Raw genomic sequence first — 17,078 nt, 5'->3', positions numbered from 1 at the left:
TTCATGCAACTAGACGATTAGACGCCTACCATGAAATATCAATGCTCCCGCTAATTTGGGTTAATCGTATACAATTCCCCACCACTTTACCAAATATTTCCAAATATTGCTCACCGTTCCTCACTTCAACGTCACCTGCTTGCAGCTGTGCAAGAGGCGGATAAATGGTAAGATCGGCCTCAATCAGATTATTCACACTAAAATTACGAAGCGTACGGTTATGCTTCCGAGGTGTAGGATCAGGCGATTTTTCTTTACACGTAATGCGAGATGTTTGCTTTTGCTTAACAAACACGCGGCATTCGTCATGAAACGTTCGATCAAGTGTATAAGCCGCAGTCATTCCTTCTCCAATCATAACAGACTGCCCGATAATAAGTGGAGCGCCATCGGGAAATTGAAGCTGCAGCCCAACGGATGTATCCTGCTTACAGCCAGTAAGGATAAACGCATTGTCATTCCTTGTGATGAACATCAATGCTGATTCAGATGCTGCCTCTTCCTTCACCTGATACAAGGAGTAGCCAAATTGTTGCAGGACATACCGTACGAAGAGCGAGGAATCCAGAAATTCTTTTTCCTGACGAATCGGCAAATGCGATACACCAGCAGATTGGAAGGGCAACGAACCGCGTACCCACCCCACTTGGCCTCCATCCCATTCAGGTAAAGCTCTAGTTATCGTAAATGCACGTTCTAGCCCACTCTGATTCACACTTGCATGAATTTGAGTAGAGCGATCAGCCACATCGTCCACAACTTCACTTAACCCACCGCCTGAAATGTGCGGATAATGTTGCAGTCGATGAGACCCCTCACCTGTGCGCTCCTCGTTCTTGATCGTATCTTCTGACAATGAGAGGTTAACGGAAAAAGCACCTTCAAGCTCAGGCTCGTTTCTGAGATTCAACAGGTTGAGTAGGTCCGGATCTTCGACACGGCCATAGAAAATGATCTTTCCGCCACGACGAACATACTCGACGATTCGCTCCGCTTTCTCCCCTTTGATCCAAAAGGCCGAAGTAAACAAGATCGTATCTTGCAACTTATGGAGGGCCTCGTCCTGCATTGCGAAGAAGTCATCGGTACTAAGCACCGTATTCAGCGGCAAGCCTTGGTTAATTGCATTGCGCACAAACCAATCATGAAAGAAAACGTCGCTCGAATGCTCGCCCGATTCCGCCATCGCTTCATGCAATTCTCGGAACGGGTACAACCAAGTTAAAATCCCCGGCTGGTCGGGTGCATCTTTGAAGGCCTTCTTAATATGAGGGATAACTTCCAACGGGATATCTGCATCCATATCGCCTTTTTCCGAATCGATGGTCAAAATCTCTACAACACCTGGACTCTCCAGTTCGCCCTCCGTGTTAACTCGAGCGACGGTGAGTGGACAATAAATGTCATGTGGCTCCCGATCATAGAGATCCCACCACGGATTTTGCCAGAACCAAGGATCATTGGCATAGAACCGGAAGAGGTACGTCTCTGCCGGCAAAACAGCGATACGCGACATATAGCCCGTGAGTTCTAAGCCGAAGTCATAGTTAAGAGCTCCCCATGGCGAATTCGGCGGCGGATATTCCACATATTTTCTCTCATATAGATCAAGTAAGGGGATACAGTCCTTGGCAAGATCCATGCCCGTTCCGTAGTTCGTCCCTCTGATTTCTGTGCGGAAATTCGGACACTCTTGCTTGAAAATTTCCCAGAATGACAGCATCTTAGACGATAGCTCTTCATACTCCGCCATCGCAATCTGCGTGCCATCATAATTAGCTCCTAAATACGTCCACGGAAAATACGACAGCGCGAATCCATTGGAAAACCATATATAATCAAAGCCTAATGTAGGTAAAAAGCTGGCACACTGCCGCCCCAGAAACTCGCCAAACGCTGTGCTTTCGGGAATGCCGTCAGGATAAGCCGCATACGCTACGTGGTCCTCTTTCAGCTTCGACCAACTGCATACGACGGTATAGTCCGCCTTCAGTGAAATGAATTGCCCGCCAACTTCGGCGCGATTGATTTCCGGGTGCAGCTTATATTTGAAATCCGAGTAGGCAAATTCAGGTCCTGCGTCAAAGGTGGCCCCCACCTCCATGCGAATGCCATAACGCTCGGAGGCAATTCTTTTAAAAGACGCAATAATAACTTGCAAATCACCATAGGTGATTCGTGCCGGTTCACTAATGTAAGGCGTGGCGATGCGCGGGTCTTTGTCGTCCTTGATGTGGCCGAAATACTCCTCATTGGCAAATCCGATATAGCGGCCCCATTCAATCTCGCGCTGCAAATCGCCGTCCCAAACTAGGATCTCGCTTCCATCAGCGACCCACAGCAAGATCGAACAGCTGTCTGCCATGCCGATTAGTGGAAGCCATTGCCGAATAGCCTCGGTACACACAGCTTCGATAGCCTCAGGTACCATACTCTTGAATGGCTTTAGACTCATTTCCAGTGTAACTCTCTGCAAGGACTTCTTTGGTTTTACGCGTATTGTCATATCACTTCCACCTCAATGCCTAGCACTTTCGCTACATTACGAATCTTGGAACCCACATGCCCTACACCAAGCGCAAAGTGATGCGTAGGACCTGCTGAGCACCATTTTTCCACGAATTCTGAAACACTGTAATCAAATTTACAACGTGTATTGGTATTGCCAGTCTGTGGAATTTCACCTTTGATGGATTCACCTTCCGTGGCGATCATTTTGTATTTGCCATTAGCGGTTTGTGAAATACTGAGCAAAGTAACAGGGCCTGATTTGATGCTGAATTCAACGCCGATGCCAGAACCGCTTTTACCATGAAATAGATCCAATCCACGAATGATCGGCTGCCCGTCGCTAATTTTAATATTATGCGGCCCGTCATGTCCGACCAACACGATATCGTCGACAAAGTCACAAGGATGCAGCTCCGCGAACGAACCTCCAGCATCTAGACGATCCATGATTAGCATCGCTGCGCATGTCTTCAAATCGGCCTCTCCGGCAAGCGGAACTCCTTTGCCTGTCAACAGCGAGTTGCCGAGCACCATGTTCGATCCGATCCGTTCGTATTCATTATTGTCGAGACCCCGGTAATAATAGGCCAGACCTGTTAACCCATTTTCCACAATCAGCTTATCCAGCCCAACCGCAACTTTAGCTGACCAATCAAGATCCTCTTGTTTGATCGGCCTTGTCACCGGATCGATAAAAGGATCGGATATTTTGAAAACGCTTTTAATTTCATCCAATTTATTAGCTGTTTCCTTAGCCGTTACACCATTGACAAGCTTGGCTAAATCGCACATCTCCAGCATTTGCACATGCGAACCAAAAGCAGCCGTAAAAGCTGTAGGATCGGAGTTCATATCATACATACCTTCATAGGTATGTCCCATATAGCCGATTTTGGCATATTTAAATGCTCTGCGTGTATTGGCGACTTGGCACCAACCTTGTAACTCCTTCATCGCGCGTGGATCGTCATAAAGCGTTCCTACAATCATCCCTGCCGCAGGCTTTCCTGCCCGCACAAGCACGCCTCCTATTTCTGGAAGTGAACAAATATTATCGTTAGCTAACTGCATATACGTCGTCGTATTTCTATAGTCAAGACGCTTCCTTGGCTGCAACGCAACAAGTACCGTCGGTACAGACAAGTTCAGAATCGGGGTAGCAGCTGTTGATGACGTCACATACGTGCTCAAGAAGCAAAATAAGAAATCAACATCTTGGCTTTTCAAAAAGGATGAAGCGGCAAAAGACTTATCTACGGTATCGACAAAGCCTGCCGACACCACTTCGACGTCATGCTTACGAAGCATTTCCTCAAATTCACGTCCGTAGCCTTCCAGCTCCTCTTTTAGCCCCGGAAATTGTACCCAATATGGCTCGTGACCTACCGTCATCACGCCAACACGCGCTTTTACCTTTTGGAATAAACCACTCATTTCTCCCTCATCCTCTCCGCATATCTTTCATCTTAAGCTTAGTAAAATCAGGCTATTGAAACAATGAACTATACAATAATTATTTCAACAATTCTACGATTTCAGTTATACTAAGAAAATGAGCACAAGACCTGACAGAGGCGAAAGTATTGTGCGAAAGGAGCACGCTATGATCCAACCTGTTGCTATTTATTTCGAGCATTGTGAGCCGAATTGGCATGTACCCAAGAGTAAGACGAACAACCATATTTTAATTCTCATGACCAATGGAACCATTCACTATACCGTTGAGGATCACACCTTTACGATGCAAAAAGGCGATCTTTTATTTGTCCCTCAAGGTGTTTGGCGCAGCGCGATGAATTCAACCAAGGAACCACATGATATGTACGTCGCACACTTTCATTATCAGGGGGATGGGGATGGACTTCCGCTGCTAATCACACCTGATCGCTGCTTAACCAGACCTTTTAACTTTGACTATATGAAGCAAAGGTTTTCATTGTTGACCCAACACTGGCTGCGCAAATCCGTCTATTCAGACACCATCTGCCACGGCATCCTGCTTGAAATGCTCGCGGTAATCAACGAAGAAATTGATTCGCAATCCACACAGGGCAAATCCTATAGCATCGTTATGCTGCTTCAAGCCTACATACTCAATCATTATCACAGAACCATTACTTTAAGCGAATTAGCCGAATACGCGGATCGGACCCCTAACTATGTCAGTACCATTTTCAAACAGGTTACCGGACAATCCGTCACGGACTACATCCAGCAAATCCGTATTGCCGCCGCTTGTGACCTGTTGACTAACTCTCAGATGAATGTAGGAGAAATCTCCGATTTTCTCGGATTCTGCGAGCAGTCGTACTTTAACAAGGTGTTTAAAAAATGTACCGGCACCCTGCCCTCCACTTATATGAAAGAGAAAGTTCAGGTTTGGAAGTCTTAGGGGGTAACTTACGTTCCCTTGCAAAATAAAAAAGAGGCTCTCCCTTACGGGAAAACCTCTATTAGGACTATGTATTTTCCCCAAGTCTTTCTGCAATTCGGTGTAAGTTCTTTAAGCTAAGCTTCACGCAATCCATGGGATTACCTTGACACACATCCTGCTCCACAACGTACCACTCCACGCCATTCTGCTCTCCCCATATCAATATGGGATCGAAATCGATCACGCCCGTGCCAATTTCGGCATACGTCCCCCTCTCATCGTTGGTCATATCCTTTACATGCATCGTTGGCATCCGGTGGCTATATGGACGAATGAAAGCAGCTGGATCTTTCCCCGCTTTTTTCACCCAATATACATCTATTTCTGCCAATATCGCATTATCCGCAGAGGGTTCAATCAGATATTCCAGAGCATTTGTCCCATTAATGCTCGTTTCAAACTCGAAAGCATGGTTGTGAAAGCTTAGTGTGAAGCCATCCTCCTGTACTTTCTTCGCAATCTCATTTAACTGGTTGCGAAATTGCCGGTAGCCCTCCTCATTTCGAAGCTCATGGGGGACGGAAGGACAGATTAAAGTTGTCGTACGACAACGTCGCGCCTCCGTAAGCACACTCTCCAGCTCACTACTCAAACGCTGAAAAGAAACATGCATACCTGCCGTTTGTAACTCTGTTTGTTGCAGCACATCGGAAATCTCTTCGGCCGAGTAACTATGTAGACCTGCCAGTTCAACCCCTGCCCAGCCCATCTGTTTCAGTTCTCTTAGCACCCCTGGAAAATCTTGTTCACATTCGTTACGCAAGGTATACAGTTGTACCGCAAATTTCTGTTTCATTCATACGCCGCCTTCTCTATTCGTTAGTCTGATTGATCGTGGTACGATCTGATCTCTTGTGAGGGCAATTTCCCCGTGTCGTATCGTAATCTCCCGCTTCTCACCTGGAAGCAAGTCAAAATATTCGTCACTCAACTGAATCGTTTCATCCAATCTAAAATGCACCGCATGCGCAAAAGCTTCACTTGTAACCGTACATCGAATTTGCCCTGGTTCAATGGCATGAATATTTGACACCTTTAGTCGTGCGTCAGGCAAAATGAGATCGCGAAACACTTCGTTTTGTATCACAGCTGGCAATATTTCGCTGGATTCACCTAACGCTCTGACAAACAAACACGCCTCTCTCGAAGAATAGTCAGGTGTTGCCCATTGTAAGACGACTTCCCGCGAGAATGGCTGGAGTTCAACTTTTACCTCCGTCGATTGCGTCCCGCTCCCATCATAGTAGATAAGTCCGTATTCTAGGACTTCACGAATCACGGAGCTAGTTTCATTGATCGCCGTAAGCTGAATCATCCCATCCTGCTCGCGTAAAATGAGTTTCACCGGCGCTAATGCTCGTTTCACAAAATAATACGAAATTTTGCGCGTTAGGTAATAATCAAGGATCGACCAGCCTACCTCCCCCCAGCAGTCATTGTACATCCAGAATAACGCGCCGGAACAAAACAACTTGGATCGAATCGCCTCAAGCGAATACCCCAGCATTACACCCTGACATAAGCCTGCGTATAGCAAGTAATCGTCGATTCCCAAGTGTTCGGTAGTCAAATAATGCTTGTTTATACCGGCAAGTACCGTATCTTTTTCGAAAACATTCGTATGAAGCTGCCAAAGCTTACTCTCACGATTAAGTGGTAGACGATTATGGTAAATCTCCGTGGTACTTTTCCGACATGGACCGATATACCCATACTCCGAAACAAACTTAGCGCTCACCTTGTCATATTCCTCGGGTGTAATTCGCTTTTCCATGTCGGCATGCATCATGCAGTCATTCCAATGATGGGTATCGCCCGATTGGTTGCCATTCGGGTGCTCACCACCGTAAGGCGAGCTATTCCAATAGGGAATAGCTGGACAGTTCCGCTGGACTAGGCGGGGCGCGATGTCATTGTAACAGACCGCTCCCCCATAGAAATCGGCAGCTTGCGTCTCATTCCACCATTCCTCAAAACCCCAATGATTCTCATTGTTGCCACACCAAAGCGCGAGTGCAGAGTGATTACGAAGCCGCCGAGTTTGGTAATCGATCTCCCGCTCTACTTCGTCCCGAAACCAAGCCAAGTGATCTGGATATTTCGCGCAGGTGAACATGAAATCGTGCCAAATGAGAATCCCGTACTCGTCACATTTGTCATAGAAAATGTCTCTTTCGTAGATACCTCCTCCCCACACACGCAGCATATTGCAGTTCGCTTCCTTGGCTTCACTGAGCAGAGCTTCATATTTAGCATCCGTGACCCGCGCATAGATGGCATCCGCAGGAATCCAGTTTCCACCTTTACTGAAGACAGACACACCGTTAATTTCAAAAGTGAACGAACGTTCATCCTGACTCTCCAGGATTTTATCCATGTTTAGGTACAGCGTGCGTATCCCATATGAAAAGGAGGGATATTCCACAGCATGCGTTGTCGTCTGCAGCATTGCCCGAATCGCATACAGCGGCTGCTCGCCCATCCCATTGGGCCACCAAAGCTTAGCATCAGGCACCTCCATTGGAATTGTGACGTAGTTCAGCCCGGAACGAAGACAACAATCTTTGTGAATAAGCTGCACTTCCTTGCCATTAAAAAGCAGTGCCAGTTTCAGCTCTGTTTCTAACGTTTGAAAAGGGTGCAGATTCAGAAGCTCCAATTGAAACTGTAAGTGTGCGGTTTTGCTCGCAGCATCCAAGCTTGTCGTGGTTACGTGAATGTCTCGAATTTGGAAACGATGGGCAAACTCAATACTCACCTCTCCCATGATCCCACACGTCACGACCCTTGGTCCCCAATCCCAACCAAATACATATTGCGGTTTTCTCAGCATGCCTCGACGATGATCGCCTCTGTGCCCGATCTGCTCGTTCTCGTATACCACTTTGGCCTCACTAATTAGCGCAAGATCATTCTCCGAATAGAGCTCCAACCCCGAAGTAACACGCACAAAGAGTTGATTGACCCCTTGCTGCGCCTTGCCTTTCACATCACAAACAAACGGATAAAAGGCGCTGCGATGATGGCCCAGATGGCAATCATTCAACCAGATATCGGCTTCTACATCCAAAGATTCAAATCGAAGAATTACTTGGTCTGCATGCAGCTGATCATCCGTCAGCATAAAAGTCTTCTTAAACCACCAAGAGCGGTTCTCCGTCCATTCACTCGCAAAGCACTGATCCGCTACTAGCGGCTCTGCGATGATCCCTTGCGCAATGAGCGGCATATGCACATCGCAAGGCAAATCGGCCCGCAGCCAATCCTGCTGTTTATTTTTAACTTGTATATACTCTGCCGTCTGGCGATAGAGTGGCTCCCACGTTAGCTGCCAATCTTCATTTAAAAGTAGTTTCATCGTCATCGCACCTTTTTACTTAACTATTCCGATAAGTCCCAAATGAAAATTCGTCCCTCTACATTCCTCTCTGTTGCCGTGAACAACCTCCAGCTCCATATGATGCAGCCCGTCCTCCAGATCATCCGCGATCCAATAGATAAGGAACCAGCCTCCATCTTCGCACCAAGTAGGCCGATCCCGACAAGTCGTGATTGCATGACCTCCGTCGAGCTTATACGTGAATTCAGCTGATTTTTTGCCAAAATCAAAGGCTAATGCCAGCCCCTTGCCTGTAAACGAAAAAGACAGCTTCGCCCCGACCGTTGATGTGCTCAATATCTGATCAACCCAAGGCATGTGAGCCGCTGCCCGTCTAATCATCCAAGGTCCTTCCAACTGAACTTCATCGAAAGAGAGCGTATCCACATGCCCCCAGTTATTGTTATTAAGCGGCGCTGCGAGCGGTTTATAGGTTTCGGCTTTCTCCTCATCGGGAGACGTTAGCAATTCTTTTTCCAAATAGTCGATTACACACTGTCCATAACTCAGACTGCCTCGATGCGTAGGATGAAGTCCATCCGGCAACCATTCGTCCCAGGTCATTCGGCCTTTCTTCACTTCCTGCCAGGCATGCAGTCCGACCCAAACCGTGTTAATACCGTAATGCTCGGCTAGCTCCTCGAATTCAGCGATGCTGGCAGGGACCATACCCCGTGACATGTCCTCGTACATTTTCTGACAGTAGGTATAGACGAAAACGAGCTCACTACGCCCACCTGCCAAAAGTTTACGAATCAAACCTTCTCTCGCCCTCATCCGCTGTTCAGACGGTGTATTGTAGTCATTGACGGCAAATTCAATGAAAATCAGATCACATTGACGGTTAATCAAGTCCCGGTCTGCACGGAAAACAGCCAAATCGCTGCCTGTCGCACCAATCGCTGCATTCTCCACTGTAATGCGTGCGTGAGGAAATGATTCAACAAACCAACGCGCGACTGGCTCCGGCCAATTCGCCATCACTTTGCTATCTGCGGTTATAGATCCACCAATGAAACCCAACGTTAATTGCCCTGTTTGCAGCTTACCTTTGACTTGCGTTAACCGATTTCGAAGCTGTATTGTCTCCATTGTGCATTCATCTCCATGTGACTTTCGAGTATGGTGAGCCATCTTGGTAGCAGCCCCATCCTTCATTAAACGTAGCTAACACACGATAGAATGTATACTGTAAATTAGGTCGAATCTTCTAAAAAATGTACTAATTAAGTTCTCTTTGAAATTAAAAATGCGTTCACCCAATAGAGTGAACGCATTTGCAGAGTACGGTCAAATGTCCTATACATATTCGTCTTATATCATCAGGGCGTTATTTATTTTTGCGAACGAAATCCTTACATTGCGTCCAATATAATGCCAGCTGTTTCCTCAATAGCTTTCTCCGTGACATCTATGACCATGCATCCAAGCTGTTTATACAAGCCGTACGCATATTCCAATTCTTCGACAACCCTCTCTAACGCTGAGTATTTAGCGCCAAATGGCAGCCCTACCGCTTTTAGCCGTTCGGTACGGATCTTGACTAGTTGATCGGCGCTCATCGTCAAACCAACTAGTTTGCTTTTGTTTAACGTAAACAAGCTCGTTGGCGGCTTTACTTCTGGCACTAGCGGATAGTTGGCCACTTTGTAACCTTTGTGAGCCAAAAAGATGCTTAGTGGTGTTTTCGATGTCCTAGAAACCCCAAGTAGAACAATATGCGCTTGTTTTAATGCACTTGTATCTTTACCATCATCACATTTGACAGCAAACTCAACGGCTTCCACTCTTTTATAATATTCTTCGTCCATTTGATGAAGTAATCCAGCTTTCTTTTTAGGTGAATCTTTATACGTATCCATAAACGCTTGCATTACAGGACCTAAGATATCTATACTAATCACATTTAAGCGTATTGATTCTTGACGCATCATCTCTCTTAGTTCCGGAAGAACGAGTGTGTAGACTACAAAACTGCCTATTCGAGAAGCTTCTTCCATCATTTTTCGAATGTCTTCTTCCGAACGCATGGATCCAAACCGTTTCACAGAAATCTGACTCGTATTAAACTGACGAATTGTCGCTTGAACGACTGTATTCGCTGTTTCCCCAACTGAATCCGAACATACGAATATCGTATGAACTTTCTCTTCCATTCTTGCCTGCCTCCCATATTCCTATCAAACTACTTGACTTATTTTTATTTCATTAGGATTACCATGTAGGATGAATGCTTGTGCAGCAGCTATGCGTGCCAAAGGAATGCGGAAAGGAGAACAACTCACATAGTCGAGTCCCGTCAAATGACAAAAGAAAATCGATTCTTTATCTCCGCCATGCTCACCGCAAATACCTGTTTTGAGCGAAGGCTTCATGGAACGCCCTCCATGCACGGCTAATTCAATTAATTGTCCGACCCCTTCGGTATCTAACACTTGAAAGGGGTTATGCGGAAGCAGCTTTTGATCGACATAATGGGTTAGAAATTTCCCTTCCGCATCATCACGGCTGTACCCATATGTCATCTGTGTCAAGTCATTTGTGCCAAAGGAGAAAAAATCCGCATAGGCCACAATTTGACGCGCAGTCAGTGCGGCACGTGGTACCTCAATCATTGTCCCTACCTTATATGGGCATTCTCTAAGGTTGTCTTTTCCCATCACCTGTTCGGCGACGAAATCAACTAGCTCCCTTAATACTTTAAGCTCATTCGCATGGCCAACTAGTGGAATCATAATTTCAGGAATGACTCGAATACCTTTGTTATTACACTTAGAAGCTGCACGGAAAATGGCCTCGATCTGCATATCATAAATCTCTGGAAAAACAATGCCCAATCTACAACCCCGCTGCCCTAGCATGGGGTTCGTCTCATGAAGCGCTTGTACTTTGCGCAGAAGATCAGCTGTCTCTTCTCGTTCCGAATCTGCCCCCTCTGACTCATAGGTCAGCTGTATATGTCTTTTTTGCAGTTCCTCGATGTTTGGCAAAAACTCATGCAAAGGCGGATCTAACAATCTTATTGTTACCGGTAAACCGTCCATTTCCTCGAATATTCCTTCAAAATCGGATTGCTGCATAGGAAGCAGCTTCGCAAGTGCTTGCAATCTTTTCTCCTTATTATCCGCTAAGATCATTTGTTGAACGACAGGCAACCGAGTTGGTGAGAAAAACATATGCTCTGTTCGGCATAATCCGATTCCTTGAGCACCTAATTTTCTGGCCGTTTTGGCATCTTCCGGATTATCTGCGTTAGCATATACGTTCAGTGTTCGAATCTCATCCGCCCATTGGAGTACAATTAGCAGCTCATCTGTCATTTGAGCTTCTCGCAAAGGCATAGCACCAAGAATAACGCGCCCGGTCGCTCCATCAAGGGTAATCCAATCTCCTTCTTCCACGATCCTGCCTCCAGCCGTCATCTGCTTATCATTAAGCATAATTCGAACTTCTTCACAGCCGCAAACACAAGGCTTACCCATTCCTCTTGCCACTACAGCTGCATGGCTTGTCATCCCACCACGGCTTGTAAGAATACCTTCGGAGGCAATCACGCCATGAATATCCTCGGGAGTCGTTTCATTTCTTGCCAGAATAACTGTCTTACCAGCACGGCTCCACTCTGCCGCAGTATCCGCGTCAAATACAAGCTGTCCGACCGCAGCACCCGGCGAAGCCGGAAGTCCTTTTGCCAATACATCCTTAATTGCCTCTTCATCAATTCCTCTATGCAAAAGCTGATCAAGATGAGACACTTCTATGCGTCCAATAGCTTCCTGCTTTGACAATAATCCTTCGTTGACCAGATCGACCGCAATTTTCAGAGCAGCTTGGGCATTTCTTTTCCCATTACGTGTTTGAAGCAAGTAAAGCTTATTATTTTCAACCGTAAATTCGATATCCTGCATATCTTTGTAATGCTTCTCAAGCTGCTTGGAAGCCGCAAACAATTGCTCGTAAATCTCCGGCATCTCTTCCTTCAAAGCAGCAATCGCAAGCGGAGTCCTTATACCTGCTACAACATCTTCGCCCTGCGCATTAATGAGATATTCACCGAAAAATGTATTCTCACCCGTAGATGGATTTCTTGTAAAAACAACGCCTGTGCCACAATTCCCTCCCCTATTACCAAAAACCATACTTTGAATGTTGACTGCTGTCCCTTGATCATCTGGGATCCGATTTATTTTACGGTAAATGTGAGCCCGTGGGTTGTTCCATGACTTAAACACAGCCTCTATCGCCATTCTCAATTGCTCATAGACATGCTGCGGGAAAGCACGACCTGTTTTGGCCAAAATACACTTCTTATAATCCTCAATGAGAAGCTTCCAACCGATAGCCGAAATATCTTGATCATGCTCTGCACCTTCTTTCTCTTTCAAGCGATGCAATAGCTGTTCGAAATGGTAGGATTCAATGCCCAGAACCACGTTTCCAAACATCTGCATCAAGCGACGGTAGCAATCGTATGCAAATGTTTCATTACTTGTAAGAGCGGCCAACCCTTGTACGGTGAGATCATTAAGTCCAAGATTCAAAATGGTATCCATCATACCTGGCATCGAGCTTACAGAACCCGATCGTACAGAAACCAAAAGGGGATTGGTGTCATCCCCGAACAGTTGACCTTTTTGTTTCTCAAGCGCTTTGAGCGCTGCTGAAATCTGATCAAGCAACTCATCTGAGATCCGATTTCCCACTTTAAAAAAAGTTAAACAAGCCTCTGTCGTAATTGTAAATCCCGGAGGGACAGGAAGGCCAGCACGAGTCATCTCTGCTAAATTAGCCCCTTTTCCTCCGAGAAGCATTTTCATTGAAGCGTCTCCCTCTTGGAACAGCAGCACTTGTTTCTGAGTCTTCATTTGTTAGCCTCCTTATTTCTTTCGATACACGTCATATTCTTACACAAGCCATAGAATTTCTTATACCCATCCGTTGGTAACGTAGCAATCACTTCATTACACGATTTGCAGATCAGGATACCCAAATCAAAACGTTGAATAGCAGCTAATTCTACATGAGCTGTTCCACTTATCCCAACTCTCATCACTGGCCTCCTTAATAAAAATCCATTATTTAGTATGTCATAAATATATCATTACATTATTAATGACACAATATATATTTTAATTATTATATAAAATGTACTATATAGATGAATTAAGGGATTTAACATCATATAGTGTGTCATATTCAGATTTTTTTAGCTTTCGATTATACGCCGACTGGATCGAAAAAATAGCCTGTCTCAAAAGGTCTAAATTGACCTTTGAGACAGGCTATTCCTAGGCACCACTTAAATCTTACTTACAATCTTCCTGTTCTGAAGCAATGCAACGAGGTAAGCCAAGGTCAATCCTTGACCCCATCCCTGAACCCGCTTCTTGGAAATTACTTTATAGTCATCCGCAGAATACATAACTGCCGTACCAGCCGATACGTTCCGAACCGAACCGTCTTCATCAATGTTGGCCAGAATGCCCGCGTACGCATTAGCCATATAGTTTTGATGTAAGGGATGTCCATGAATGGACATCGCAGCTGCGATGCCGGCGGAGGCGGAGGTTTCTTCATAGGAGGTTTCATCATTCATTACCGTACGCCACAGCCCATTAGGCGTTTGCAGCCTCACTAGTGCGCTCAATTGGTCGCCAAGAGCGCCGCCGATTTGCATCCACATGGGCATAAACGGGTTCAGCATCTTGTAGGCCTGGGCCATGGTGTATGCCGCCCATGCATTGGCTCGACCCCAGTAAATACCGGACAGGTGGTCCTTCCTCACGTTATCCCATGCATGGTAGAAGAGATTGTTCTTGGGGTCCTGAAGATATTCCTCGTGCCAGTAGAATTGGTTCAGCGCATCTTCAATGTATTCCTTGTTATCTAATTTGAAGCCTAGCCTCAGCAGGAAGTATGCCGCCATGAACAGCGTGTCCGCCCATGCCTGCTCGGGAAAATCGTTCTCTGAGGAAACCGTGTGCTGGAATACGCCTTCTCCGAACCGGATAGCCTCTTTGCGGAGATACTCTGCCTTCATTAAAGCCAGGTCCAGATATTTTTTATCGCCAGTAGCCTCATGCAGGGTTATCATTGTATGTCCCATGGCGCAGGCATTCACCATCATCGGTGGAAGCCCCAGTTCCAGATATTCGTCCACCCAATTCACCAGAAAATCGATATATTCCTGATTTCCTGTTGCTTCCCAAGCTTTGGAGATTCCATAAAAGGCCACTCCGCAGGACCAATTCCAGGTAAAATCAATATTCATTGTTCTGCGGACAATCCGGTCAATAAGCTCCTTCACTTCAGCTTCGTTGCATTCAAACTTGCGCATTCCATCCATCTCCTTTATTTCGATGCGTATTGGATTTTTCAAAATTCTGTTCTTAACAAAAGATCTGGAACAGGCACTTTGGACCAATTCATATCCGTACCTAGATAAAAGCTGGTGTAGCAGGGCTGGTTGTACACCACGTTCTGCCAGGCTACCCCTGTTCGGTACTGGGGATCATGCATCAGGGTGTACAGTTTTCGATCTGTCACCTCAGTGCTCATATAAATGCGGATGGCCTTGCTATCCGTCGTTCGCACCACCAGTTCCTCCCGCCAGTCTCCGAACAGATCCGCCACCAGGCACGGATTGCCCTTGGTGCCATTGTTGGAGCGTGTGCCTTCGGCCGTCAACAGCCGGCCCCGCTTCCAGTCTTCGATGGTAACCGGTTCGTCAAAGGTGCCACTAATGAACTGGCTGGTCATGTCTGCCGCCCATTTGATGCTCATATTGGTACCGGGGGCCTTCTCATCTAGCCTTTCGCCCTTGGCCGAGCGTAATCCCCGGGACGGCTCATGAGCCAGATGACTTTCGCTGCACCAGGTTTGCAGCCCGGGGATCTCCGGATCCACTTTGCCGATCATGCCCCGGCCCACATCTTCCTTGGCAAATGCACCGTACAGCACCTCTCCGGTTGCCGCATCCCGCAAGGTATATCCATAAGGGCCATGAATGCCAGCCTCATGGACCATATAGATCTGGAGACCGTCCCTATCCGGATCGATAACCGCCACATGCAAAGCATCCCCGTGACCCAGCTTGGCATACGCCCCTGGATCCGCGCTCCCCTCCGGCAGAATTCCCCCGGAGCTGTATAGAATGCTTCCGTCTTGATCAATGGTAGCCGACCCGTAGACGATTTCCTGACAGCCGTCTCCGTCCACGTCGGCGGTCGATAGTGAATGGGCACCCTGCTTGGCCAGCCCGCTGAAGCCAGGATTCCGGCCGTCCTGAAGGTGCAGCGTATCCCTGAAAGGATTGTTCATCGTGACCCATCCACTGTCGGTGAACCATATTTCCTTCAGCTCCTGACCGTCCCAGCTGTAGGCTGCCATGGTAGCCCGGGTGTAATACCCGCGGGCAAATAAAGCATAAGGCTTGCAGCCGTCCAAGTAGGCAACCCCTGCCAAGAATCGGTCCACCCGGTTCCCTGGCTCAATACGGTTCCAGGAATAGTCCCCCCACATAAGCCCGTCGTCATGGCGTCCCGGTTTGTAGCGGAGCGTTTTAAGCTCCTCTCCCGTTTCACCGTGGAAAACGCTAAGGTACTCCGGTCCTCTCAGAATAAAGCCCTCGAATTGGCGTAGCTTGTTGCGTTCACTTCTTCCGGGTGCATACACATCTAGGAAATAATCTGCCAGATGTACTGCATCTTCCCGAGATAGCGGATAGTCATACTGCGGGGAAATACCGAAGCATTCCTCAAGCGTAGCCGGCCAGCGTCCTTCCATTACTTCCTCATGCTTGTGCCAGCCCTGGAACATATCTGCCACATGCTCCGCATAATCGGCGCTGCTCATGCGATAATCATCATCATGACTGCAGCCGGCTTCCACATCCTCTGGCAGTAAAGTGATGAAGGTTTCAGAAATGGGAGTACCATCCTGATAACGGATCACACGGGTACCCGGGGCAGTTTTGAACATGAGCTCCGCCTTGCCATCCCCGTCGAAGTCATAGACTAGGAACTGCGTGTAATGGGCACCTGCCCGAATATTGACCCCCAGATCGATACGGTACAAAAGGGTGCCGTTTTGCTTATAACAGTCCAGAAACACATTCCCCGTATAGCCTACATGGGAGACATCCTTGGAGTTGGACGGATCCCATTTGACGATATATTCGTATTCCCCATCGCCGTCCACATCGCCTACACTCATGTCATTGGCGCTGTAGGTATAGGATTGACCCACAGGCGTAACTCCGTCCGCAGGCTTCTGCAGCGGAATTTCCAGATAGGGGGCTTCCCATGGGCGGACATCGGCGCACCGTTCCTGCTCCTTCCCGTCCATCACTGCGGCTACCGAATAAGCCGATTCTCGGGTACCGACTTTATCCAGATAATTGGTACTGTCACCGATCTCCGCAACAAGTAAACCGTTGCGGTACAATCGGAAATCCGCGCCGGTTAAGCCGTGGTCAGAAGCACCTGTCACCTCCTGCCCCAAAAGCCGCCAGCTGATAAATATTCCCTCGGAAGTGCATACTGCCGCCAACCCCCGGTCCAAATTCTCCATTTGTACGCTCATTCCAGATCCTCCAGTACTTATCATACATATTCACAATGACCCACACGGGTAGCCTTTTCCCATCTATGCCTTGTGGATGTCAAAGCTTCAAAAAATCAACACCTGTAGCGTACTTCCTCGCGCAACTTCCGGCAATGGGACATTTTTGTCCAGAGTTATACTATTTTGAGC

General features: G+C 47.1%; 11 protein-coding genes. 1 reads left to right on the top strand and 10 read right to left on the bottom strand.

The window, feature by feature from the left end; genetic code table 11:
* Positions 1–25: 25 nt before the first annotated feature.
* Both ACSQ8O_RS13505 and ACSQ8O_RS13500 read right to left on the bottom strand, forming a co-directional pair.
* Positions 26–2,506, bottom strand: coding sequence for a hypothetical protein (locus ACSQ8O_RS13505; protein WP_436242077.1), 2,481 nt, complete (start codon positions 2,504–2,506; stop codon positions 26–28).
* Positions 2,503–3,945, bottom strand: a complete 1,443-nt coding sequence (locus tag ACSQ8O_RS13500) for an L-arabinose isomerase family protein (RefSeq protein ID WP_436242076.1) — start codon at positions 3,943–3,945, stop codon at positions 2,503–2,505. The genes ACSQ8O_RS13505 and ACSQ8O_RS13500 overlap by 4 nt, the downstream gene beginning before the upstream one ends.
* A 169-nt stretch (positions 3,946–4,114) precedes the next feature.
* Between ACSQ8O_RS13500 and ACSQ8O_RS13495 the strand changes: the two genes are divergently transcribed.
* Positions 4,115–4,903, top strand: coding sequence for a helix-turn-helix domain-containing protein (locus ACSQ8O_RS13495; protein ID WP_436242075.1), 789 nt, complete (start codon positions 4,115–4,117; stop codon positions 4,901–4,903).
* A gap of 67 nt (positions 4,904–4,970) precedes the next feature.
* On the opposite strand, the gene ACSQ8O_RS13490 is transcribed toward ACSQ8O_RS13495, so the two are convergent.
* From ACSQ8O_RS13490 to ACSQ8O_RS13455, 8 genes are all read right to left on the bottom strand, one after another.
* Positions 4,971–5,741 carry a sugar phosphate isomerase/epimerase family protein gene (locus ACSQ8O_RS13490; RefSeq protein WP_436242074.1) on the bottom strand — a complete coding sequence of 257 codons (771 nt, stop codon included), beginning with the start codon at positions 5,739–5,741 and terminating at the stop codon, positions 4,971–4,973.
* Positions 5,742–8,303: a glycoside hydrolase family 2 protein gene (locus tag ACSQ8O_RS13485; RefSeq protein ID WP_436242073.1), complete on the bottom strand. Its 2,562-nt coding sequence runs from the start codon at positions 8,301–8,303 to the stop codon at positions 5,742–5,744.
* A 15-nt stretch (positions 8,304–8,318) separates the two neighbouring features.
* Complete coding sequence (locus tag ACSQ8O_RS13480; RefSeq protein ID WP_436242072.1) at positions 8,319–9,416, bottom strand: GDSL-type esterase/lipase family protein; 1,098 nt, start codon at positions 9,414–9,416, stop codon at positions 8,319–8,321.
* A 263-nt stretch (positions 9,417–9,679) separates the two neighbouring features.
* Positions 9,680–10,480 carry a pyruvate, water dikinase regulatory protein gene (locus ACSQ8O_RS13475; protein WP_436242071.1) on the bottom strand — a complete coding sequence of 267 codons (801 nt, stop codon included), beginning with the start codon at positions 10,478–10,480 and terminating at the stop codon, positions 9,680–9,682.
* A 24-nt stretch (positions 10,481–10,504) separates the two neighbouring features.
* A complete protein-coding gene (ppdK, locus tag ACSQ8O_RS13470; RefSeq protein WP_436242070.1) occupies positions 10,505–13,189 on the bottom strand; it encodes a pyruvate, phosphate dikinase in 2,685 nt (894 codons plus the stop codon).
* Complete coding sequence (locus ACSQ8O_RS13465) at positions 13,186–13,374, bottom strand: hypothetical protein (RefSeq protein WP_436242069.1); 189 nt, start codon at positions 13,372–13,374, stop codon at positions 13,186–13,188. The genes ppdK and ACSQ8O_RS13465 overlap by 4 nt, the downstream gene beginning before the upstream one ends.
* A gap of 249 nt (positions 13,375–13,623) precedes the next feature.
* Positions 13,624–14,661: a glycoside hydrolase family 88/105 protein gene (locus ACSQ8O_RS13460; protein ID WP_436242068.1), complete on the bottom strand. Its 1,038-nt coding sequence runs from the start codon at positions 14,659–14,661 to the stop codon at positions 13,624–13,626.
* Between the two features lie 38 nt (positions 14,662–14,699).
* Positions 14,700–16,931 carry a rhamnogalacturonan lyase gene (locus tag ACSQ8O_RS13455; RefSeq protein ID WP_436242067.1) on the bottom strand — a complete coding sequence of 744 codons (2,232 nt, stop codon included), beginning with the start codon at positions 16,929–16,931 and terminating at the stop codon, positions 14,700–14,702.
* Positions 16,932–17,078: the final 147 nt, after the last annotated feature.

The organism is Paenibacillus sp. LjRoot56, from assembly GCF_964253335.1.
Classification (GTDB): domain Bacteria; phylum Bacillota; class Bacilli; order Paenibacillales; family NBRC-103111; genus Paenibacillus_E; species Paenibacillus_E allorhizoplanae.
The sequence above is the reverse complement of the archived record's forward strand: the minus strand, read 5'-3'. Positions and strand labels throughout refer to the sequence as shown.

Bases quoted from the DNA above. Each gene is read 5' to 3' on its own strand.
- ACSQ8O_RS13475 (WP_436242071.1), bottom strand. From the start codon at position 10,480: ATGGAAGAGAAAGTTCATACGATATTCGTATGTTCGGATTCAGTTGGG.
- ACSQ8O_RS13485 (WP_436242073.1), bottom strand. From the start codon at position 8,303: ATGAAACTACTTTTAAATGAAGATTGGCAGCTAACGTGGGAGCCACTC.
- ACSQ8O_RS13465 (WP_436242069.1), bottom strand. From the start codon at position 13,374: ATGAGAGTTGGGATAAGTGGAACAGCTCATGTAGAATTAGCTGCTATT.
- ppdK (WP_436242070.1), bottom strand. From the start codon at position 13,189: ATGAAGACTCAGAAACAAGTGCTGCTGTTCCAAGAGGGAGACGCTTCA.
- ACSQ8O_RS13480 (WP_436242072.1), bottom strand. From the start codon at position 9,416: ATGGAGACAATACAGCTTCGAAATCGGTTAACGCAAGTCAAAGGTAAG.
- ACSQ8O_RS13460 (WP_436242068.1), bottom strand. From the start codon at position 14,661: ATGCGCAAGTTTGAATGCAACGAAGCTGAAGTGAAGGAGCTTATTGAC.
- ACSQ8O_RS13500 (WP_436242076.1), bottom strand. From the start codon at position 3,945: ATGAGTGGTTTATTCCAAAAGGTAAAAGCGCGTGTTGGCGTGATGACG.
- ACSQ8O_RS13505 (WP_436242077.1), bottom strand. From the start codon at position 2,506: ATGACAATACGCGTAAAACCAAAGAAGTCCTTGCAGAGAGTTACACTG.
- ACSQ8O_RS13495 (WP_436242075.1), top strand. From the start codon at position 4,115: ATGATCCAACCTGTTGCTATTTATTTCGAGCATTGTGAGCCGAATTGG.
- ACSQ8O_RS13490 (WP_436242074.1), bottom strand. From the start codon at position 5,741: ATGAAACAGAAATTTGCGGTACAACTGTATACCTTGCGTAACGAATGT.
- ACSQ8O_RS13455 (WP_436242067.1), bottom strand. From the start codon at position 16,931: ATGATAAGTACTGGAGGATCTGGAATGAGCGTACAAATGGAGAATTTG.